Origin of the sequence: Hyphomonas sp. L-53-1-40, assembly GCF_000682775.1 — a bacterium.
Classification (GTDB): domain Bacteria; phylum Pseudomonadota; class Alphaproteobacteria; order Caulobacterales; family Hyphomonadaceae; genus Hyphomonas.
The window spans coordinates 300282-320379 of sequence record NZ_AWFI01000012.1 but is presented as its reverse complement, the minus strand read 5'-3'; the positions used below and the strand labels follow the sequence as shown (position 1 = coordinate 320379).

Sequence of the window (20098 nt, the reverse complement as noted above, 5' to 3'; positions counted from 1 at the left end):
CGGTGGTCCGGATCAGGCTTCAACGAGCAATTTCAGTTCCAGCGCGACGGTCTTGAGGCTCTCCCGGATGGGCTTCAGGCCGCCGCCGCGGCCGGAATGAATGACCAATTGCTTCCAGGCGGGCTCGCCTTCACGTGGAGCTTTGACCTGTAAATGACCAGATCGGGGCAATGCTGCCCTTAGCAAGGACCCAGCCAGGTCAAAGCCTGCTTTGGAATTGTATGCGCCGTTGCGAGCATCAGCTTCAAAGGTGGATTGCTCCGATCGGCCAACCGCATTGAACAGCACAGATAGGTCCGGGCGGTGTTCGGGCGCAATCTGTTCTCGGATGACCTGGTTCAGCAGGCGCACACCGCGCAGGGAGTAGATGTCGGCATGCATGGGGGCGAGCACGCGGTCGGCTGCCTCTAATGCGCATCGCGTCAGGAAGGTGGCGTTGGGATTGGTGTCGAACACGATCAGATCATAATCGCTGCGATAGCGCTCAATGGACTGCAGGAAGTGTTCCTTGATCAGTGCGAGAGATGCCGGGTCTGACGCGAAGGCGTACTTTGATATTTCGAACTGGCCGGAGATCAGGTCGAGCCGCCCGCCCGGGCTGCCTTCGCCCATCAATTCGTGGATGAGTTTTTCTTTCGGGACTGGCGCGAACGGATCGGTGGAGAGGGTGAGCCAGGATTCGGCCGGACTGGTCGCATCCCGTGCATGCAGGCGCGACTTCTCGAACAGGGAGATAACCGATTTGTCGGCGGCAGCACTGGCGTCTGCAACATCCATTTCAAAAAAGGTCTGGGTAAGATTGTATTGCGGGTCAAGATCGACCAGCAGGATGCGCCCACCCAGCGCGCCTTGCCATGCGCCGAAGACCTGGCTGGATATGGTCGTCTTACCGACGCCGCCCTTCAAGTTCATCACCGCCAGCACGGGGCACTTACTCTTATAGGCTTGCCGCGTCTCGTTCACGAGTTGCTTCATGCCGTCTGGAGTGGTCGATGACAGGCGAAGGTGCGGCAGGACTTCATGCTTGAAGAAGCCGTTCAGGCGGGCTTTGTCGATCTGATACGGGATCAGTTTGAGGCCGCGTGCCTTGGCACGTTCGACATCCTGGCGCACGGCCTTGGACCGGACGGAGGATGCCGACACAAGAACAATCATGGCAAATGCGTCGTCAATCGACTGGTTTGCCATGTCGCGGGAGGCTCCGTCGTTCGGCACATACCAGTCGGGAATGGCCGCCGTGCGGAGGGCTTCGTGCAACTCCAGAAGCGCATCGAAATCCTTGGCGGAGTGGCTGATATAGACGTGCGACATGACTAGATTAGAGGTTCTCCGAGCGACAACAGGCCTATGCAATTACTAAAAGGCCAAATCATGATTCCTCCACCAATCTGCTGTGAAATTATAGTGAAACTTGAGCGAGTGCCTGCCATGTGATTAATGCGGCTCATAATTGGAGTAACCGAGATGACCTGGACCCCCTCAGATTGGCGCCAACTGCCAGCAAAGCACATTCCGGAAGACTATCCGGATTCTGCCGCGCTTGCTGCAGTCGAGGAGAAGCTGAAAAGCTTTCCGCCGCTGGTCTTTGCTGGGGAGGCTCGTCGATTGAAGCAGCGCCTTGGCGAAGTGGCGGCCGGAGAGGCATTTTTACTGCAGGGCGGCGATTGCGCCGAGAGCTTCAAGGAGTTCCATCCCGACAATATTCGCGACACGTTCCGCGTGATCCTGCAGATGGCCGTCGTGCTGACCTTTGCAGCATCGAAGCCCGTGGTGAAAGTTGGCCGAATTGCAGGCCAGTTCGGCAAGCCGCGCTCGTCGCCCATCGAGACAATTGATGGGGTGACGCTGCCTTCTTATCGCGGTGACAATATCAATGGCATGGATTTCACGACCGAGAGCCGCATTCCGGATCCCGAGCGTCTGACACAGGCCTATTCGCAGTCAGCAGCCACGCTGAACCTGCTGCGCGCCTTCAGCCAGGGTGGCTATGCAAACCTCGCCAACGTCCACCGGTGGATGCTCGGCTTTGTTGATCGTAGCCCGCAGGGCGAGCGGTACGAGCAGTTGGCGGACCAGATTTCGAAGTCACTGGACTTCATGAAAGCGTGTGGCGTCACGGCCGACAGCGTCCCGCAAATGTCTCAGGTCGAATTCTACACCAGTCATGAAGCACTCCTGCTCGGCTACGAAGAAGCGATGACGCGCATCGATTCCACGTCCGGCGAATGGTACGATACGTCAGCTCATATGCTGTGGATCGGCCATCGTACGCGCCAGATCGACCACGCTCATGTCAATTTCTGCAAGGGCGTGCGGAATCCGATCGGCATCAAATGTGGACCCGGATTGGAAACGGACGAGCTGCTGCGCCTGATCGAGACGCTGAATCCGAATGACGAGCCGGGCCGGATCACTTTGATCTCCCGCTTCGGGTCGGATGGTGTGGCGCAAGGCCTGCCGCCATTAGCGCGCGCCGTGAAGAAAAGTGGCCGGACCGTGGTCTGGTCATGTGATCCGATGCACGGAAACACGTTGAAGACCGATAGTGGCTTCAAGACGCGTCCGGTAGATCGCATCCTGTCGGAAGTGCGCCAGTTCGTGGACGTGCTGTCGTCGGAAGGCTGCTATCCGGGGGGCGTGCATTTCGAAATGACCGGCCAGGACGTGACCGAATGCATCGGCGGCGCTCAGGCGATCTCGGAAGAAGATCTGTCATCCCGATACCACACTCACTGCGATCCTCGCCTGAATGGCGAACAAGCCCTTGAACTGGCCTTCATGATCGCAGAGAAGCTGCAGTCCGTCGGGGCCTCCGGCGCCGCCAAGCTCAAAGCGGGATAGAAAGACAGTTCCATGCGCAGCCCAGCCGACATTGCAGACCTGTTGCGGCTATCGGTACCGATAGCCTTTACGCGCATGTCGCAAATGCTGATGGCTGTGACCGATGCGATTGTGCTTGGGCAATATGCGCCCGGTGAGCTGCCATATATTCTGAACTCGTGGTTGCCGATGGGCGTGTCGCTCGGGCTGGGACTTGGCATCCTGTTGGGGGTGCAGGTACTGACCTCTGAACTGCTCGGTATTGGACGTGAGAAGGAAAGCGGCCGCATCTTCCGGCGCGGCCTGTGGACCAGCGTCTGGCTTGGCATCCTATTGATGGCGGTCGTCTATTTTTCGGCCAGCGCGCTGTTCACATGGCTCTTTGTCGATATTGCTCCCCCGACCGAGGTTGCGGCATCGGTCGACCCTCATACGGTCGCTGAATCCGTGGCGGGCGTAACCCGCATCCTGTCCTACGGGATGGTAGGCTTCATGATCTCCACGGTTTGCGGCTACTATCTGGAAGCGCTGCGCCGGCCCTTGCTGGTCTCGGCCGTGATGTATTTCGGTGTATTACTCAACGTGATCATTGACCTCGCATTGGTCGGCGGATTTTGGGGGTTCGAGCCCATGGGTGCCGCAGGTGTGGCGTGGGCGACCACAGGCTCTCGCCTATTGATCACGATCTTGTTGCTCGTTGCCGTGATCTTGCTGACTCCCGCATTCAGAAAGTCACCAACCAGTCCCGAAAACGAGGCCAAACGGCAGCTGTCGGTCGGCACGGGCACCGCCATCAGCAATGTTGCCGAGTGGGGTGGGTTTAACCTGACCTATGTGATCGCGACATGGATCAGCCTCGCTGCCAACTCTGTCTATGGCTATGCAATTCAGATCATGGGGCTTTGCTTCATGTTCTATCTGGGCATTGCGACCGCCACCAGCGTCCGCGTGGCGGAGGCCTATGGCCGACGAAACCTGACGGAGATGCGGGATGCAGGGCGTCTTGGCGTGGCAGCCACACTTGTGATGGGGGTGGCGCTTGGTGTGATTCTGATCGTTTTCAATAATTCGTTGGCCGGCTTCCTCGTGAAGGATGATGCCGTGATCAATGGTGTTCATCTCGCATCCGGCATCGCTGCCCTGCTCGTGATGGTGTCATTTGTAACGGTTTTTGACGGGCTGCAGGCGACAGCCTCATTCGCGCTCAGGGCGCAGGAGATCGTCTGGTCGCCAAGCCTTATCCATATCGGCTCGTTCTTCCTGGTGATGCTGCCAGCCTGCTACTGGCTCGGCATTGTCGAAGGCCGGGGTGCACGCGGCATGATGGAGGGGGTGTTTGTCGGCGTGTTTACGGCTGGGATACTGCAAAGGCGCGCCAGCCGAGCCGACGCGCCGCTTGAATTCCATGGTCAGGACCTATCAGTCCTGAGGAACCCTAGAGGTCTTTCAGAGCCGAAGCCGGCTTGAAAGCAGCCGATGTCTTTTCCGGGATCTTGATTTCTTCGCCGGTGGCTGGGTTGCGGCCCGTGCGAGCATTCCGGGTTTTGGCCGAGAATGTGCCGAAGCCTGCGATCGCCACTTGCTGACGGTCTTTCACGGCACCAGCAATTGCGTCGAAAACAGCGTCTACAGCCTTGCCAGCGTCGCTTTGCGACAGACCGGATTCACCTGCGACAGCTTTTGTAAGTTCGCCCTTATTCATAGGGGTTCTCCTCTAATGTTAAACGGCGATCCCCCGCCGTTGCAGCGACATACCCACGATTCGTAAGGCGTGAATATGACGAAAGCCCAATAAAGACGGGCTATGCGCCGAGAATCCAGCCCTCTTCTGACTGAATTTGCGATATTTTTCCCTCGTCAAGAGAACTATTTGTGGAAATTCGCCCATTCAACCGGCCTTTTTCGTCCATTTCCGAATAGTAATGGGCGATCTGGCGGACTTGTGCAGCATCTGGCGTTTCCCCCTTTTCAGGCTTTGAGGGAATGAGTGACGGGTAGACTTCGGCAATAACGACCTGAATGCCTTCAAGCGTCTCCTCGGTCATCTCGCCATCCTCGAATTCGAATGGCCAGATGCGTGAGGAGGGTAGTGACTGCCTGAGCGCGTGCACATGGGGAATTCCGGTCAGCGACTGGCTGCCCACGCTACCCGTATAAGCCAACTGCCAGACCGATTTCGGCTGTCCACGCTTTGAGTCTCTCAGATGGGTTTCCACGATACGGTACTCAGACAGGATTTGACCGCTGAATTCCGGCTTCTTGTCGGAGAGTGTCGAGACCACATCGCGTGCGGGAGCCCCCCAGAAAGGGAAAGGCCCCTTCGTGATCGCATAGTTCATGCCGGCCGCAATTGCGTAGCGCGGATTGGAATTGTCGGCCTTGTCCTTCATCTTGGATGCCAGGTGCGCATGCATGGCCTGCCAAGGTGCCTTGGTCGATGTGTCGAGGCCCAATGCAGCCGCGGTGCCTGCCGGATAGCCCAGCGAGAAGTCAAAACCGATCAGGACGCGGTCTCCGCGCCCTGTCAGCTTTGCGATGATGCCATCAAGGAAAGTCCGCGCCTTGAGGCGCGTATCGATGTTGACGGACTGGTACTGCAGCTTGAGCCGGGCATCCTTTGCGAGAATCCCGATCCAGATGGAGTTCTTGCCCGTCACAGGTTTGGACGCGGCACTCCAGTCCACCATGATATAGGCATCAAACAGACGCGACATAACTACCCCAGCTTGACCAGCATCTTGCCGGTATTGGCGCCTTCAAACAGGCCGATGAATGCTTCGGGTGCCTTTTCGATACCCTCTTTGACGGTCTCTTCGTATTTCATCTGACCAGACGGAATCCACTTTGCCATGTCCTGGAAAAAGTCGGGCTGCATATCGGCGTGCGTAGATACAATGAAGCCTTGGATCTTCAGCTGTTTGCCGACGATCTGAATAACATTGTGCGGGCCGGTTGGTTGGCCGGTCTCATTGTATTGCGCAATCATGCCGCATTCGGCGAAACGCGCCATTGGCCTGGCAACTTCAATAGCAGCGGTCAGGTGATTGCCGCCGACATTGTCGAAATAGACATCAATGCCTTTGGGAGCTGCTTCGCGCAGCGCTTTGACAAGTCCGTCGAAGCCGCCAGCGGCCTTGTAGTCGATGACATGATCCGCGCCGAGCGATTTGACGACGTCGCATTTCTCTTTGCCGCCCGCCGAACCAATCACAGTGCAGCCTTTGATCTTGGCAATCTGGACCACGGTTGAGCCGACCGCACCGGCTGCACCGGACACGAAGACCGTGTCGCCTTCTTTCAGTTCGGCAACCCGCAGCAGACCTGCATAGGCCGTCAGGCCCGGCATGCCTGCGACGCCAAGAAACGCGCTTTCCGGCAGGCCGACTTCGGGAAGCTTCTGAGCCATGGCCATTTCGGGCTTGCCAACCCACGCCGTGCGCCAGCCTGCCATGGAGGAGACGAGATCGCCTTCCTTGTAGTCTGGGTGGTTGGAAACCGTCACGCGGCCCACAGCGCCACCTTGCATGGTTTCACCGATCTGGAACGGAGGAACATAGCTTTCGCGGTCCTGCATGCGGCCGCGCATATAGGGGTCGACCGACATCCACTCGTTCTTGACCTGGATTTCGCCAGCGCCGGGCGGGGCGATGTCGATGGTCTTCATCTGGAAATCCGACAGTTTCGGCATGCCGACCGGGCGGGCAGCAAGGGACCATTCGGTGGATGTGAGTGCGGTCATGATGTTTCCTTCCTCTGTTATGTAAAGGCGTAAGTGGACCGGCATACCGGACGTGTGAAGGGGGCGACGGAAAGATTCTGTAATTCTCTGTGTTAGCGCGGCCTGAGGCCAAGACTTGCAGCTCTTCGCGATGCAGTGTCTTTAGGTGGGAAGAGGGCTAATCTGTTATGACCACACTAAAAGTCGGCGTCGCGGGCGCCGGAGTTTTTGGAAACTATCACGCCCAGAAGGCCGCTGCGTCTGCCCGAACTGAGCTTGTCGGTGTTTACGACATCGATCTTGAGCGCGCGACGCGGATCGCCAGCCAGTTCGGCGCCAAGGGTTTTGACAATTACGAAGCATTTCTGGACGCGTGCGATGCAATCGTCATTGCGGTTCCGGCTATCTGGCACGAAAAGCTGGCGCGGCAGGCCATTGAGGCGCACTGCCATGTGCTCGTCGAGAAACCGCTGGCGCTGACCGGCAAGGCTGCGCGTGATCTCGCTGATGAGGCTGCGGCCCGCGGCCGTATCCTGCAGGTGGGGCATCAGGAGCGGTTTGTTGCGCGGGCAATGGGCGTGCTGGCGATCGAAGAGACACCCCTGCTGATCGAATCCGTCCGCGCCGGACCGCCGGCGCCAGACAATCGTGCAGGCGATGTCTCGGTCATCTGGGATCTAATGATCCACGATTTGGACCTTGCTGCGATGATGATGGGGAATGAGTTCACCGGTGTCATGGCGAGTGGCAAACGGGTTCATTCTGACCATATCGACGAAGCAAACGCCCAGTTCACCTATGCGAGCGGTGGCGTGGCGCGTCTGATGGCCAGCCGGGCAGTGGAGGCGCGCCAGCGTTCCATGCACGTTGTCTATCCGTCGGGCGAGATCTCCATCGACTTCCTGACACGGCAACTGGTCAATACGACGCCATATGATGTGAGGGTAGAGATCGCTGCGGATCTGCCGGACCCTCTGGGAGCCGCTGATGAGGGTTTCTACGCAGCCTGTCTTGGTTTGGGGCGCAGCCCTGTTCCCGCGCATGGTACGGTCGGCGCTGTTGCCATGGCAGAAGCCGCTGAAAAGTCGGTACTGGCCAAACTCGACGGCTAACCGACGGCGCTATCGGTTCTGTTTGGGATCGTGCTTTGGCGCTGGGGCAAGACGCATCACTTCGGTTTGGAAGCGTTCATCATTGCCGTCGGCGAGGAAAGGCAGCGCGTCGGAAATCGCCCTGACCAGCGGATCGAACCAGTCATGATCGGCTTTTGAGAAATCGGACAGCACGTAAGGCATGACCCGCGACTTGTCGCCGGGGTGGCCGACACCAATTCGTACGCGGCGCACGTTCTCGCCGAGGTGGGCAATCATCGAGCGAACGCCATTATTGCCGGAATGACCGCCGCCCTGTTTCAGGCGGACGCGGCCAGGCGCGAGGTCGATCTCGTCATGCAGGACAACAATATCTTCGGGGGAGAGCTTGTAGAACTGAGCCACTTTGGAGAGCGCACGCCCGGTTTCATTGTAGAAAGTCTGCGGCTTCACCAGCAGGGTCTTGATGCGGCCGAGGCCGATAAAGCCCTCTGCAATCTCGCTTTCGAATTTGGAGCGCCAGGGTTGGAATCCATGGGCGGCGTGGATCTCGTCCAAGACAAGAAAACCGGCATTGTGCCGGTTCTTCGCATATTTTTCGCCTGGATTACCCTGACCGGAAAGAATGAGCACGACTTGGCCTCCCTCTTCCGAATTAGCAGGGTTTGGCTGTGTGCCCAGCCCCAAAAGGCTGGACACACGAGACCATAATGTACCGATCAGTCTTCCGACTCTGCGTCAGCTTCGGCTGCTGGCTCTTCGCCTTCGGCCTCTTCACCTTCTTCCGTCGTGGTTTCGGTGGTTGCCGTACGGCCAGCGATCGTGGCGATCGTGAAGTCGCGGTCGGTGATGGTTGGCTCTGCATCGCCCGGCAACTTGATGTCGGAGATTTTCACATTGTCGCCGACTTCCAACTCGGAAACGTCTGCTTCCAGGGATTCCGGAATGTTGCCGGCTGGAACCAGAAGTTCGACCGTGTGACGCACCACGTTGAGCGTGCCGCCCTTCTTGAGGCCAGGGGAAACTTCTTCGCCGATGAAGTGAACCTGGACTTCGACCTTGATCTTCTGATCGCGGCTGACGCGGAACAGATCGACGTGCATGGGCTGATCGGAGACCGGGTGCATCTGGATCGCCTGTGGGATCACCATCTGCTTCTCGCCCCTGTGAACGAGTGTTGCAGTCGACGACAGAAAGTGACCGGTTTCGATGGCCTTGAGCACTTCGTTGCGCTTCAGGGAGATCGCGACGGGGTCTTCACCACCACCATAAAGAACGCCGGGCACGAGGCCTTCACGACGTGCTGCGCGGGATCCGCCGGTGCCTACGCGCTCACGCAGTTCGACATTGAAACTAATCTTGGATTTCGACATGGGGTTTCCTTTCGCCCTCGACTCCGCCTCTCCATCTTGGGATGAGGTAAGAAGCTGACACGAACGGCCTTGCGCCGCCGTTTCTGAAGGCGCGCGTATATGCGATCAGGCGCGGGCTGGCAAGGCATCAGGGACAGGGCGTGTCAGACCAGAGTTGTGCCTTGCGACCTCATGGCAGGCGCTTAAGATCATTGTGGGCCAACAGACAGCGATTTTCACCAACATGAAGCACCATATCATGATCTCTCTCGGCATCCTGATGGGAGTGGTTTTCGCGTTCCGGGCCGCATTCGCGATCCTGGAACCGGGGCTTGGTGTTCGTGACGCCTATCTTCTGGGTGGGTTGATCCTGTCAGGGTGGCTCATCATGGGTGGCATTGCTGAATGGCGCCATGCGCGCAATAGCCGGAAGGTCCGCGACACCGAAATTGAGTCAATTAGACTGCAAGGCCAAAATTCCGGTTTCATAATCCTCCCGCTTCCGGCAGCTTCAAGACTGCGGAACGGCGCAAAGACAAAAATGTCATGGGAGGAAACACGTGTCGGAAACTCACACGAAAATTGATGGCAAGGGGTATTGGCGCGAAGTCCTTCGGCTCACCCTCGCTCTGCTCGCCATCTGGTTTGCGGTGTCATATGGGGCGGGCATCCTGTTTCGGGACCTGCTGGATAATCTGTCGATCGGCGGAGCCCCGCTGGGATTCTGGTTTGCGCAGAATGGATCAATCTACGTCTTCGTCGGACTGATCTTCTACTACTGCCGCGCCATGGCTCGGTTGGAGAAGAAGTACGGGCTGGAGGTCTGAGGCGATGGGAGAAGAATTCTGGACCTATTTTTGGGTGGTTGGCACATTCGGCACCTACATCGCGATAGCCTTGTGGGCGCGGGCTTCATCCACCGATGATTTCTATGTCGCTGGCCACGATGTTCATCCGATGGTGAACGGAATGGCGACGGCGGCAGACTGGATGTCAGCGGCCTCATTCCTCTCCATGGCAGGCCTGATCGCGTTTCTAGGCTATGGCGGCTCAGTTTATCTGATGGGGTGGACCGGCGGCTATGTATTGCTTGCCCTGCTATTGGCGCCCTTCCTGCGTGAGTTCGGAAAGTTCACCGTGCCTGATTTTGTGGGAGACCGGTATTACTCGACAGCGGCGCGTCTGATCGCTGTGATCTGTGCCTTGTTCGTATCCTTCACATATATTGCCGGGCAGATGAAGGGTGTCGGCGTGGCGTTTTCAGGCTTCCTTGGCGTCGAGTTCAACACCGGAATCATGGTCGGGATGGGTATTGTCTTTGTCTACGCGGTGCTCGGCGGAATGAAGGGCATTACTTATACGCAGGTTGCACAATATTGCGTGCTGATATTTGCCTACACCGTGCCGGCAGTCTTCATTTCACTGATCATCACCGGAAACCCCATTCCCCAGCTTGGCTTCATTTCGAACGTCAAGGGGGAGGATGTGGCCATGCTCGAAAAGTTGAACACGGTGGTGCAGGATCTGGGCTTTCTCGAATACACCCAATCCAACAAATCGATGATCGACATCTTCGCCATTACTGGGGCGCTGATGTTTGGTACGGCAGGGTTGCCGCATGTGATCATTCGCTTCTTCACTGTGTCGAGCGCGGGCGCCGCCAGAGTGTCGGCCGGATGGGCGCTGGTTTTCATAGCGCTGCTCTATACGACGGCGCCAGCAGTTGCGTCCTTCGCGCGGCTCAACTTCATCGATACGGTGAATGAGTCGACCTATGTTGCGAGCGATGCGGATTATGATGCCGCGGCGGCGGCCATTGTCGCAGACGGCGGCAAGCCAATTCCCGAATGGTTCAAGAACTGGGAAAAGACCGGGCTATTGGGCATCACGGACAAGAATGGTGATGGTATCGTGCAGTACCGGGCAGGCAACGACAATGAGGTGACCAAACTTGATCGGGACATCTTCGTGATGGCCAATCCATCAATTGCAAATCTGCCGGCCTGGGCTCGCCGCCGCTCTGTCTACCGCGGCGGGATTGTTGATGGTGATCTCATCTTCAGTCAGTCATGACCTCTGTCGACGGACCTTCTTCAAGGACATGACCGACCAGCAGGAGCTGCTGACTGCGCGCGGCGCTGCCGCCGGGGCGGTAGTGCTGGCCGGTATCATGGGCATGAACACCGCCAAGCTTGGCTTCGTGGCGCAGGTGGTTGCCTTTGCCTTTGGCCTTGCTGCAGCGTCGCTATTCCCTGTGATCGTTCTGGGCATATTCTGGAAGCGGATGAACCGGGAAGGAGCCATCGCTTCGATGTTGACCGGTCTGATCTCGACGTTCAGCTATATCTACTACTTCAAGTTTGTGAACACCGACCCCGAAGACTGGTGGTTTGGCGTGTCGCCGGAAGGTATAGGTTTCCTGTTCATGTTCGTGTCGATGGCCGTGGGTGTCGTGGTGGCCCTCATGACGGCACCACCGCCCCAGGATATCCAAGATTTGGTCGAGGATATTCGCGTACCGGGCACCCGGAAATCTCACGGTATTGCAGACGAAGGCATGGCGCCCATGTCGGCGGAGTAGTCTAGTCAAACTGCTGGGTGGCCCGCTGAAGAGGGCCACCCATTTTCGTTTTCAGGTCGATGTCGCAGAGACAAATTGGTCTACTCAGTTGCGCCAATCTGGACGATTCGGATGAGATCAGGTTTAACCCGGTCGCTATTCGGCACTGCTTATCGACAATCCGGGTTATCTGGCCGTTTTTGGCGCCAATCCGTGGGAGGTTGCACCCACGTGACGTTGGGGACGGGATTGCTGCATGGCATTCAAGACGCAGATGGGCCGATCAAGCGGTTCACCTTCTCGGCAAAGTATGCATTCTGAGGCGAGAACAGAAAACATTCCAGACGGAGAGCCATTCATGAGCGACGCAGCGAAAACCTATCCAGTGCCGGCGGAGTTCGCAGCAAAGGCGAACCTGAGCCCGGAAAAATATCGAGAGATGTATGCCGCCTCGATTTCAGACCCGGAAGCTTTCTGGGGGGAGCACGGCAAGCGGCTCGACTGGATCAAGCCATACACGGTTGTAAAGGATGTATCGTGGGAGACGGGCGACCTGCATGTGAAATGGTATTCTGATGGTGTCCTCAACGTGTCGGCGAACTGCCTTGACCGCCACTTGGAAACGCGTGGCGACAAGGTCGCGTTGATCTGGGAAGGCGACGAGCCGGGCAACACCCACAAGATGACCTATCGTCAGTTGCACGCTGCGGTCTGCAAGTTCGCAAACGTGCTGAAGAAGATGGGTGTAAAAAAGGGCGATCGCGTCACGATCTACATGCCGATGATCCTCGAAGCCACGTATGCCATGCTGGCGTGCACGCGAATTGGCGCAGTACATTCCATCGTGTTTGGGGGATTCAGCCCCGAAGCGTTGTCAGGGCGAATTACCGACTGCGAGTCCAAATTCCTGATCACAGCCGATGAAGGCGTGCGGGGTGGTCGCCGTGTGCCGTTGAAAGTAAACGCCGACAAGGCCGCCGAGATTGCCGGAGGTATGGTTGAGAAGATGTTGGTCGTGAAGCGCACAGGCGCTGAGGTCAACATGGAGGAGGGGCGGGACTATTGGCTGCACGAGGCGGCTGAAGGCGTTTCCGCCGATTGTCCGCCCGAACCGATGAATGCCGAAGACCCTCTTTTCATCCTCTACACATCTGGCTCGACGGGGCAGCCGAAAGGCGTGATGCATACGACTGGCGGTTATCTTGTCTGGGCGTCAATGACGCATGAGTATGTCTTCGATCTCAAAGAAGATGATGTGTTCTGGTGTTCGGCAGATGTTGGTTGGGTAACCGGGCATACATATATCGTATACGGACCTCTGGCAAATGGCGCAACAAGCCTCGTCTTTGAAGGCGTGCCGACCTATCCGGATGCTTCGCGTTTCTGGCAGGTTTGCGACGAGCAGAACGTTACCATCTTCTACACCGCGCCAACCGCTATTCGCGCACTGATGCGCGAGGGCGAAGCGCCGGTAAACAAGACATCGCGCAAGTCGATCCGTTTGCTGGGAACAGTTGGTGAGCCGATCAATCCGGAAGCATGGGAATGGTATTTCCACGTCGTAGGCGAAGCGCGGTGTCCGATTGTTGACACATGGTGGCAGACCGAGACAGGCGGCACCATGATTGTTCCGTTGCCGGGCACGACCGATATGAAACCTGGCGCTGGCAGCCATCCTTTCTTTGGCGTGAAGCCAGTGCTGGTGGACGCGGACGGTAACGAATTGGAAGGCGCGGCCGATGGCAATCTGCTGATCACGGATAGTTGGCCGGGACAAATGAGAACGGTCTACGGCGATCATCAGCGATTCATCGACACGTATTTTACGGCCTATCCCGGCACGTACTTTACCGGCGATGGCTGCCGCCGCGACGAGGATGGCTTCTACTGGATCACCGGCCGCGTTGATGACGTGATCAATGTCTCTGGCCATCGCATGGGTACCGCCGAAGTCGAAAGCGCACTGGTCAGTCATGATGCGGTGGCAGAGGCCGCTGTGGTTGGCTATCCACATGATGTGAAGGGGCAGGGCATCTATGCCTATGTCACATTGCGTCAGGGCGTCGAAGTGGATGATGCGCTGGTCAAGAATTTGATCCAGCATGTGCGCCAGGAAATCGGTCCGATTGCGAGCCCTGACCTTATCCAGATCGCGCCCGGTCTGCCCAAGACACGGTCTGGCAAGATAATGCGTCGTATCCTGCGCAAGATTGCCGAGAACGAGTATTCAAACCTTGGCGACACGTCGACATTGGCAGAACCGGAAGTTGTTGATGACCTGATCGATAACCGAAAGAACCGGTAACACCCTAGATCGCGGGTAGGTCTACAATGAACCGCGCGCCACCTTCTGCGCGGTTTTCAGCCCAGACCTTTCCGCGATGGGTCGTGACGATCTGTTGTACGATTGAGAGTCCAAGGCCTGAATTGTTGCCAAAAGCCGTTCCGGCCGGGCGGTCCGTATAGAAGCGGCTGAAGATCTTTTCTAGTTTGTCTTCAGGTATTCCCGGACCGCTATCCTCAATCATGATCCGCGCGATGGTTTGCGGGCCATCATTCGATTGATCGACAATCACATTGACCTCTGCGTCAGGGGGCGAGAAAGAGCGCGCATTGTCTACCAGATTACGAACAACCTGACCGAGCGGCCCATCGCGCCCCCGGACAAGCAGGCGCGCACCCATCGTATCGTCTCGGAAATGAACCGATACCGATCGCTCCTCCCGGCTGAATGCTTCATAGGTCTGGACGACATCGTGGACGAATCCGGCAATGTCCATTTGCTCCGTCGGCACGCGCGTCATTTCCGCTTCGATACGGGATGCGTTGGAAATATCTGTAATCAGACGGTCCAGCCGCTTCACATCCTGTGCGATGACCTGCCGGAGGCGTTCAAGCGCGACCGGATCATCCTGCACCCGGTCAGCGGTTTCGACGGCCGAGCGGATGGAGGTGAGGGGGTTCTTCAGCTCATGAGCCACGTCGGCAGCGAATTGTTCATTCGCCTCGATCCGCTCCAGCAAGGCTTCGGTCATGCTCTGCATCGAGGCGGCGAGATTGCCGATCTCGTCCTTGCGATTGGTCAGGGCCGGAATGTCGATCCGATCAGAAGCGCCGGCCCGGATACGGTCTGCTGCAACCGATAGACGGCGCAGTGGGCGGGCAATACCAAGTGTCAGCAGGACCGACGTGACGAATGCGACAAGGACTGCGACCCCGATGAACGGTATGAGCGCAGCGCGTTCGGAGCGAATGATCTCATCAATGTCATTCGATTCCAGTGTCAGGACACCCACAACAGCTGACACACGCTGGATTGGCATGGAAACGGAAATGATCCGCTGGCCCCGATCGGAAAAGCGCTGACTGGCCGCTTCCTGACCGCGCACGGCGATCTCGAACTCTTCCTCAAAGCTCTGAGCGACGAGCGCATCAGAACTGCGCCGGGGCATGATCGGGCCAAGCGTGCGGCTTGCCCATTCCGACAGATTGGCGCCTAGCTTCGCAAAACTGCTGGGCTCCTGAAGCGGCGGCAGGGCATCAATGTCGACCCGCTCGGAGAGATAGAAGCTGTCGCCAACAAGTTCGCCATCGGGTGAGTAGATACGTGCACGAACCCGTTCGGGCAGGTTAAGGCGCACGATTGTCTGGCGCGCGGCTTCATCATCGAGCTTGGGGGCAGGCGTGGTTGCATCGTCACCAAGCAAGCTGGTGAAAATCTGGGCTTGCGCAACAAGATCCTGCTTCTTGGAGACAACGAAACCAGCGCGCATTTCGTTCAGAACCATCGCGCCGATAATGAGGATGGCAAGTCCCGCCAAATTGGACGCGAAAATCAGGCGTGCGATACGTGAGCCAAAGATCTTCGACCCGTGGCGCGCAATCGCCTTTCGCCTGATTTTCCTATCCGTCATACGGGGTTCTGCCTGCCTGAGATCAGGCGTCGGCAGCCACTTTCATGCTGACAATCTTGTCAGGATTGCGCGGGGGCTCGCCCTTGGCCAGCTGGTCGATCACGTCCATACCTTCGCTGACCTGACCCCAGACCGTGTATTGGCGGTTCAGGAAGCTGGCATCGTCAAAGCAGATGAAGAATTGGCTGTTTGCCGAGTTCGGGGCCGACGTGCGGGCCATGGAGCATGTGCCGCGGACATGGGGTTCGGCATTGAATTCGGCCTTCAGGTCCGGCTTGGACGAACCGCCCATGCCGGTGCCTTGTGGACAGCCGACTTGCGCCATGAATCCATCAATAACGCGGTGAAAGATGATGCCATCATAAAAGCCTCCGCGCGCCAACTCCTTGATGCGTTCGACATGGCCGGGGGCCAAGTCCGGACGCAGGTCGATTTTTACCGAGCCTTTGGAGGTTTCGAGGAGAAGCGTGTTTTCCGGGTCTGCCATGAAGTTATCCTATTGCTTGTGTTAGTCTCGTGTCTGGCTATTGAATGATGGATGGAACGGCAAGTGGGCGGCGCATTTTACTGCTCCGCATTGCCGCAGGAGTGTCTGCATGATTGCACCGTTCATTTCACCGATTTTGGTGGCTGTTTTGTTCGCTCTCGGCTGTTTGCACCTGCTATGGGCGTTTGGCAGCAATTTCCCGTGTGCAAATGAGCAGGCACTTGCGCGCGCCGTCGTGGGCCGCCGCGGTATAACCAAGATGCCGTCAGCATTTTCCTGCTTCATGGTAGCGCTTTGCTTGTTTGCGGCCTCCGTCCTGGCAGCTTGGCTGGGCGGGTATTTCTCCCTTCCATTGCCGCCCATAATCCAGAAAGGCGTGCTGGTGCTGGCAGGTCTGGCAGCTGGAGTCGTGTTTCTCGGGCGCGGCATTATTGGCGTTCTGCCAGCGTTTGAGCGCTCGTCGCCTGAATCGCCATTTCTCACCCTCAACCGACGTGTGTATTCGCCGTTGAGCTTCCTGATTGGGCTGGGATTCATTCTGCTCGTCCTGAGCTTGCCCAATTGGAGCTGGCGCCTCGGGATCGCTTAGGTCTGTTCAGTCCGTCGATATGTTGGGCGGCAGAGAGGCCGTCTTCACCAGGCGCCAACATCATTTGGGCGAAGGCGAAATGATTCAGATCGGCGACGATACGTGTGTCGGCGGACGACAATCGTCGGTGCAGTGTGCCACCGAACCATTGCCCCATCTCCTTTACCTGGTCTGATCGGTTCGGATAACTTGGCCTTGCATCAACATGGATGATCCGACGGGCATTGCGTGGGGTCGGTGGGGGATTCAGCCGGGATTTGGGAACCGGGTCGACGCAGATGAGCAAATCTACCTGGTGTGGTTGGAGCGCCTTCAATACGCGGAGAGCTGTGTCGCCGCCCCAACTATGTCCGACCAGTATCAGCGTGCGGCCAGCATCGGCGTGCTGACGGGCCAGTTTCAGAATGCGCCGCAACGCGTAATGCGGGAAATAGTGCGCATCATGGTGGGCCCCATGCGCAAAGTCGCGCTGCCGCGCTTCTGCATACGCGGCCACGAGGCGGGTGCGGGTATCGCCCGCCCCGCCGATATAGACCTCCGAGATGCCGTGCCTATTCGGTGTAGCGGTAGCCGACGCCATACAGGGTCTCGATCGCATCGAATTCGTCGGTCACCTCGCGGAACTTCTTGCGAAGCCGCTTGATGTGGCTGTCGATGGTGCGATCGTCGACATAGATCTGATCATCATAGGCGGCGTCCATCAGCTGATCGCGGCTTTTGACATAGCCGGGGCGCTGGGCGAGCGCTTGCAGGATCAGGAATTCGGTGACGGTCAGGCGGACCGGATGGCCATCCCACGTACAGGCGTGACGGTTCGGATCAAGCGTCAACTTGCCACGAACGATCGGCTTCTGGTCGCCCTCTTCAGATCCGGCCACCCCGCCGCGGGCGCGCCGGAGCACGGCCTTGACGCGTTCCGCCAGCAGGCGATTGGAGCAGGGTTTGCGCACGAAATCGTCGGCGCCAATATTGAAGCCGATAACTTCGTCGATTTCCTCGTCTTTTGACGTCAGGAAGATGACAGGCAATTCGGAGGTCTGGCGCAGGCGCCGCAACAGTTCCATGCCGTCCATACGGGGCATTTTCACATCCAGTATAGCGATGTCGGGTGGCGTTTCCGTCAATGCCGGAAGGGCCGTTTCACCATCGTGATAGGTGCGGACATCGTAGCCCTCGGCCTCGAAGAAGATTTTCAGGGACGCAACGATGTTCTCGTCATCATCCACCAGCGCCAATGTCGTCATCGCTTTATCCTTCTCAACCAACCCATATCCGTGAACGGGATCCGGTCGTCTTGCACTACGGTGTTCAAACATGGTTCGCGTCACGGCAAAAGCCCTCCTTCAATGCAATTGCAATGAAATCAAGGGATCAAGGCGAGCGAAGGCTCACATTACGGCAATTTAAGGGAGATTTGTTGCGGGCTCGGCTGCAGCGAAGGCATGTTCTTCGCCCCAATCCTTCAGCGCAGTAAGGATGGACCGCAGCGTTTCACCCTTCGGAGTTAGGCTGTATTCCACCTTCGGAGGCACCACTGGATAGACCTCGCGGTGCACGAGGCCAGCCTCTTCCAATTCGCGCAATTGCTTGGTCAGCATGCGCTGGGTGACATTGCCGACTTCGCGTTGCAACTCATTAAAGCGCTTCACGCCATCCATCAGATGGAACAGCGTCACGCCTTTCCACTTTCCGCCGATCATTTCCAGGGCCGCCTCCACAGGGCAGCCGGCGGAACAGTCATATTTCTCGAAGCGAGTCATGCCTTACAGTATACTTTATGTGCGTATAAGCCAAAATTGTGCGTACTTGCGCATTCAGATTGTATCGATAAATCGGTGGGCGTCAACCAAGCGGGCCGATCTGGCCTGCCATACGCCACAATCGAACCCGTCCCGTGGAAGGATCACTCATGCTGCTGAATTCAATCCCTTCAATACGAAATGCTGTCCGTGGAGTTGCAGGCGCAGCGTTGGTCACCTCGCTACTGGGGGCATGCGCCACCGCCCAGCAGGTTCAGGATCCATTGCCGCACTCCGAAATCGTTTTGACCTCTGACGTGGAATGGGGGCCTCTCAATCCTGCCCGTGGTGATGCGAGCCCGAGAGCTGGAACGCTCTGGAGAGATCGCGCGGCCGAGGGTGCTTCCGGGTTCCTCGTTCAGTTTCAGGAAGGCTTTTCCTCCCCGCCACACATTCACAATGTGACTTATCGTGGCGTCGTGATTGAGGGACGAATTCACAATGATGATCCGGGAGCGGCCAATATGTGGTTGCCCACTGGGTCTTTCTGGACGCAGCCAGCTGGAGAAGCGCACATCACGTCCGCCGAGGGCGCGTTCAATATGGCCTATATCGAGATTGAAGATGGTCCGTATCTGGTTGAGCCGACCGAAAACGCATTCAACAATGGCGAGCGTCCTGTAAATCTGGACCGTTCAAACTTGGTCTGGCTGGATACATCCGATCTTTCTTGGGTCGAACAGGGCAGCGGCGCTGAAGTTGCTTTCCTCTGGGGAGGTGAAACAGATACCAGTGCGCGCGGCATTTTGGTGAAGTTACCTGCTGGACAGTCTGTTGGTCTTTCCGGTGACGGGGCTGAATTCAAGATCGTCTCGATCTCTGGAGAATCCGAAGTTCAGATTGGCGATGCCCGTGCGAGGCACGAGCTTGTGCCCGGCAGTTTTGTGGCAAGCGCGCCGAACGCTGCAGATGTGTTCGCTTGCAACGCCGAGACAGACTGCCTGCTCTATGTCCGCAGCGAAGGACATTTTGAGATCACCTCCACCCGGAACCGATCCTAACCCCCCGAAACTCTCTCAAGAATATTCTCCTTGAAAGGACTATCCCATGGAACATGATATCACCTACTATGCTAAAAAACGGCACACAACGAAGGCATATGACCCGAGCCGCCGCATTCCGGACGAGACGGTCGAAAAACTGAAAGAATTGCTGCGGTTTAGCCCCTCCAGCACGAACATCCAGCCTTGGCATTTCGTCATCGCCTCCACGCAAGAGGGCAAGGAGCGGGTCGCCAAGGCGACTGAAAAGTATCCGTTCAACCGCCCGTCCATCCTCAACGCCTCGCACGTCGTCGTGTTTGCAAGCCGCCTTGCTGTGGATGAAGACTATCTCCAGCACGTGCTGAAGCAGGAAGACAAGGATGGCCGCTTCGATACCGACAAGGAAACCCACAAGTCCGCCATGCATGGCGGACGCTCCTTGTTCGTGAATCTGCACAAGCAGGACTTCAAGGACGTCCAGCACTGGATGGACAAGCAGGTCTATCTCAACCTTGGGCAATTCCTGCTAGGTGCAGCGGCGCTTGGTGTGGACGCGACACCCATGGAAGGCATTGAAATTCCGGTTCTGGATACTGAATTCGGGCTGCGCGACAAGGGCTATTCAGCCTTGTTGGTTGTGCCGCTTGGATATCACGACCCCGAGCAGGACTATAACGCCACGCTCCCGAAATCCCGCCTTCCCTATTCGGACACCCTGACGGAAGTGTAGTTAGGCAACCGCCCCATCGCTTGTCTGTGACGGGGCGGTTCACTGCCAAGTCGGG

The 20098-nt window shown here is 57.5% G+C and carries 19 protein-coding genes and 1 pseudogene; 9 read left to right on the top strand and 11 right to left on the bottom strand.

Going from position 1 to position 20098, the window contains the following annotated elements:
- Positions 1 to 12 precede the first annotated feature (12 nt).
- Positions 13 to 1311, bottom strand: a complete 1299-nt coding sequence (locus L53_RS07425; protein WP_034813768.1) for an AAA family ATPase — start codon at positions 1309 to 1311, stop codon at positions 13 to 15.
- Between the two features lie 153 nt (positions 1312 to 1464).
- Between L53_RS07425 and L53_RS07420 the strand changes: the two genes are divergently transcribed.
- Complete coding sequence (locus L53_RS07420; protein ID WP_034814298.1) at positions 1465 to 2841, top strand: class II 3-deoxy-7-phosphoheptulonate synthase; 1377 nt, start codon at positions 1465 to 1467, stop codon at positions 2839 to 2841.
- 12 nt (positions 2842 to 2853) lie between these two features.
- Entirely contained in the window at positions 2854 to 4287 is a 1434-nt protein-coding gene (locus tag L53_RS07415) for an MATE family efflux transporter (RefSeq protein WP_084333217.1), read from the top strand.
- Here L53_RS07415 and L53_RS07410 read toward each other — a convergent pair.
- From L53_RS07410 to L53_RS07400, 3 genes are all read right to left on the bottom strand, one after another.
- Positions 4256 to 4522 (bottom strand): HU family DNA-binding protein, encoded by a 267-nt coding sequence (locus L53_RS07410; RefSeq protein ID WP_034813765.1) that lies wholly within the window; start codon positions 4520 to 4522, stop codon positions 4256 to 4258. The genes L53_RS07415 and L53_RS07410 overlap by 32 nt on opposite strands.
- A gap of 100 nt (positions 4523 to 4622) precedes the next feature.
- Positions 4623 to 5534, bottom strand: coding sequence for a hypothetical protein (locus tag L53_RS07405; protein WP_034813762.1), 912 nt, complete (start codon positions 5532 to 5534; stop codon positions 4623 to 4625).
- A 2-nt stretch (positions 5535 to 5536) separates the two neighbouring features.
- Positions 5537 to 6559 carry an NADP-dependent oxidoreductase gene (locus L53_RS07400; protein ID WP_034813759.1) on the bottom strand — a complete coding sequence of 341 codons (1023 nt, stop codon included), beginning with the start codon at positions 6557 to 6559 and terminating at the stop codon, positions 5537 to 5539.
- A 167-nt stretch (positions 6560 to 6726) separates the two neighbouring features.
- Between L53_RS07400 and L53_RS07395 the strand changes: the two genes are divergently transcribed.
- The gene (locus L53_RS07395; RefSeq protein WP_034813757.1) at positions 6727 to 7650 is read left to right on the top strand and encodes a Gfo/Idh/MocA family protein; all 924 of its coding nucleotides are present in this window, start codon (positions 6727 to 6729) and stop codon (positions 7648 to 7650) included.
- 9 nt (positions 7651 to 7659) lie between these two features.
- On the opposite strand, the gene pth is transcribed toward L53_RS07395, so the two are convergent.
- Positions 7660 to 8262 carry an aminoacyl-tRNA hydrolase gene (gene pth, locus L53_RS07390; RefSeq protein ID WP_034813756.1) on the bottom strand — a complete coding sequence of 201 codons (603 nt, stop codon included), beginning with the start codon at positions 8260 to 8262 and terminating at the stop codon, positions 7660 to 7662.
- 86 nt (positions 8263 to 8348) lie between these two features.
- The gene (locus tag L53_RS07385; protein ID WP_034813754.1) at positions 8349 to 9002 is read right to left on the bottom strand and encodes a 50S ribosomal protein L25/general stress protein Ctc; all 654 of its coding nucleotides are present in this window, start codon (positions 9000 to 9002) and stop codon (positions 8349 to 8351) included.
- A gap of 539 nt (positions 9003 to 9541) precedes the next feature.
- On the opposite strand from L53_RS07385, the gene L53_RS07375 reads away from it, so the two are divergent.
- The 3 genes and pseudogenes from L53_RS07375 to acs all read left to right on the top strand — a co-directional run bounded on the left by L53_RS07375 (position 9542) and on the right by acs (position 13846).
- Positions 9542 to 9808, top strand: a complete 267-nt coding sequence (locus tag L53_RS07375) for a DUF4212 domain-containing protein (RefSeq protein ID WP_084333215.1) — start codon at positions 9542 to 9544, stop codon at positions 9806 to 9808.
- A gap of 4 nt (positions 9809 to 9812) precedes the next feature.
- Positions 9813 to 11562, top strand: a pseudogene (locus L53_RS07370) (sodium:solute symporter family protein).
- A 337-nt stretch (positions 11563 to 11899) separates the two neighbouring features.
- Positions 11900 to 13846, top strand: coding sequence for an acetate--CoA ligase (acs, locus tag L53_RS07365; RefSeq protein WP_034814292.1), 1947 nt, complete (start codon positions 11900 to 11902; stop codon positions 13844 to 13846).
- A gap of 4 nt (positions 13847 to 13850) precedes the next feature.
- Here acs and L53_RS07360 read toward each other — a convergent pair whose 3' ends face one another.
- Complete coding sequence (locus L53_RS07360) at positions 13851 to 15455, bottom strand: stimulus-sensing domain-containing protein (RefSeq protein ID WP_034813749.1); 1605 nt, start codon at positions 15453 to 15455, stop codon at positions 13851 to 13853.
- 22 nt (positions 15456 to 15477) lie between these two features.
- On the bottom strand, positions 15478 to 15942 hold the full coding sequence (locus tag L53_RS07355; RefSeq protein ID WP_034813746.1) for a peptidylprolyl isomerase: 465 nt from the start codon (positions 15940 to 15942) through the stop codon (positions 15478 to 15480).
- Positions 15943 to 16051: 109 nt separating this feature from the next.
- Here L53_RS07355 and L53_RS07350 point away from each other — a divergent pair, with 109 nt between their 5' ends.
- Complete coding sequence (locus L53_RS07350; RefSeq protein WP_034813744.1) at positions 16052 to 16531, top strand: DUF3995 domain-containing protein; 480 nt, start codon at positions 16052 to 16054, stop codon at positions 16529 to 16531.
- Here the strand turns inward: L53_RS07350 and L53_RS16770 are convergent.
- The 3 genes from L53_RS16770 to L53_RS07335 all read right to left on the bottom strand — a co-directional run bounded on the left by L53_RS16770 (position 16476) and on the right by L53_RS07335 (position 18291).
- The gene (locus L53_RS16770) at positions 16476 to 17111 is read right to left on the bottom strand and encodes an alpha/beta fold hydrolase (protein ID WP_034813741.1); all 636 of its coding nucleotides are present in this window, start codon (positions 17109 to 17111) and stop codon (positions 16476 to 16478) included. The two genes, L53_RS07350 and L53_RS16770, sit on opposite strands and share 56 nt — an antisense overlap.
- Positions 17083 to 17775: a response regulator transcription factor gene (locus L53_RS07340; protein ID WP_034813738.1), complete on the bottom strand. Its 693-nt coding sequence runs from the start codon at positions 17773 to 17775 to the stop codon at positions 17083 to 17085. Before L53_RS07340 ends, L53_RS16770 begins: the two co-directional genes overlap by 29 nt.
- Before the next feature lie 159 nt (positions 17776 to 17934).
- Positions 17935 to 18291, bottom strand: a complete 357-nt coding sequence (locus L53_RS07335; RefSeq protein ID WP_034813736.1) for a helix-turn-helix domain-containing protein — start codon at positions 18289 to 18291, stop codon at positions 17935 to 17937.
- Between the two features lie 149 nt (positions 18292 to 18440).
- Here L53_RS07335 and L53_RS07330 point away from each other — a divergent pair, with 149 nt between their 5' ends.
- Both L53_RS07330 and L53_RS07325 read left to right on the top strand, forming a co-directional pair.
- Positions 18441 to 19331, top strand: a complete 891-nt coding sequence (locus tag L53_RS07330; RefSeq protein WP_156947847.1) for a DUF4437 domain-containing protein — start codon at positions 18441 to 18443, stop codon at positions 19329 to 19331.
- 46 nt (positions 19332 to 19377) lie between these two features.
- On the top strand, positions 19378 to 20043 hold the full coding sequence (locus L53_RS07325; RefSeq protein ID WP_034813733.1) for an oxygen-insensitive NAD(P)H-dependent nitroreductase NfsB: 666 nt from the start codon (positions 19378 to 19380) through the stop codon (positions 20041 to 20043).
- Positions 20044 to 20098 lie beyond the last annotated feature (55 nt).

Coding starts and splice junctions, on each gene's coding strand:
- L53_RS07425 (WP_034813768.1), bottom strand. CDS start 1,311: ATGTCGCACGTCTATATCAGCCACTCCGCCAAGGATTTCGATGCGCTT.
- L53_RS07420 (WP_034814298.1), top strand. CDS start 1,465: ATGACCTGGACCCCCTCAGATTGGCGCCAACTGCCAGCAAAGCACATT.
- L53_RS07415 (WP_084333217.1), top strand. CDS start 2,854: ATGCGCAGCCCAGCCGACATTGCAGACCTGTTGCGGCTATCGGTACCG.
- L53_RS07410 (WP_034813765.1), bottom strand. CDS start 4,522: ATGAATAAGGGCGAACTTACAAAAGCTGTCGCAGGTGAATCCGGTCTG.
- L53_RS07405 (WP_034813762.1), bottom strand. CDS start 5,534: ATGTCGCGTCTGTTTGATGCCTATATCATGGTGGACTGGAGTGCCGCG.
- L53_RS07400 (WP_034813759.1), bottom strand. CDS start 6,559: ATGACCGCACTCACATCCACCGAATGGTCCCTTGCTGCCCGCCCGGTC.
- L53_RS07395 (WP_034813757.1), top strand. CDS start 6,727: ATGACCACACTAAAAGTCGGCGTCGCGGGCGCCGGAGTTTTTGGAAAC.
- L53_RS07385 (WP_034813754.1), bottom strand. CDS start 9,002: ATGTCGAAATCCAAGATTAGTTTCAATGTCGAACTGCGTGAGCGCGTA.
- acs (WP_034814292.1), top strand. CDS start 11,900: ATGAGCGACGCAGCGAAAACCTATCCAGTGCCGGCGGAGTTCGCAGCA.
- L53_RS07360 (WP_034813749.1), bottom strand. CDS start 15,455: ATGACGGATAGGAAAATCAGGCGAAAGGCGATTGCGCGCCACGGGTCG.
- L53_RS07355 (WP_034813746.1), bottom strand. CDS start 15,942: ATGGCAGACCCGGAAAACACGCTTCTCCTCGAAACCTCCAAAGGCTCG.
- L53_RS07350 (WP_034813744.1), top strand. CDS start 16,052: ATGATTGCACCGTTCATTTCACCGATTTTGGTGGCTGTTTTGTTCGCT.
- L53_RS16770 (WP_034813741.1), bottom strand. CDS start 17,111: ATGGCGTCGGCTACCGCTACACCGAATAGGCACGGCATCTCGGAGGTC.
- L53_RS07340 (WP_034813738.1), bottom strand. CDS start 17,775: ATGACGACATTGGCGCTGGTGGATGATGACGAGAACATCGTTGCGTCC.
- L53_RS07335 (WP_034813736.1), bottom strand. CDS start 18,291: ATGACTCGCTTCGAGAAATATGACTGTTCCGCCGGCTGCCCTGTGGAG.
- L53_RS07330 (WP_156947847.1), top strand. CDS start 18,441: ATGCTGCTGAATTCAATCCCTTCAATACGAAATGCTGTCCGTGGAGTT.
- L53_RS07325 (WP_034813733.1), top strand. CDS start 19,378: ATGGAACATGATATCACCTACTATGCTAAAAAACGGCACACAACGAAG.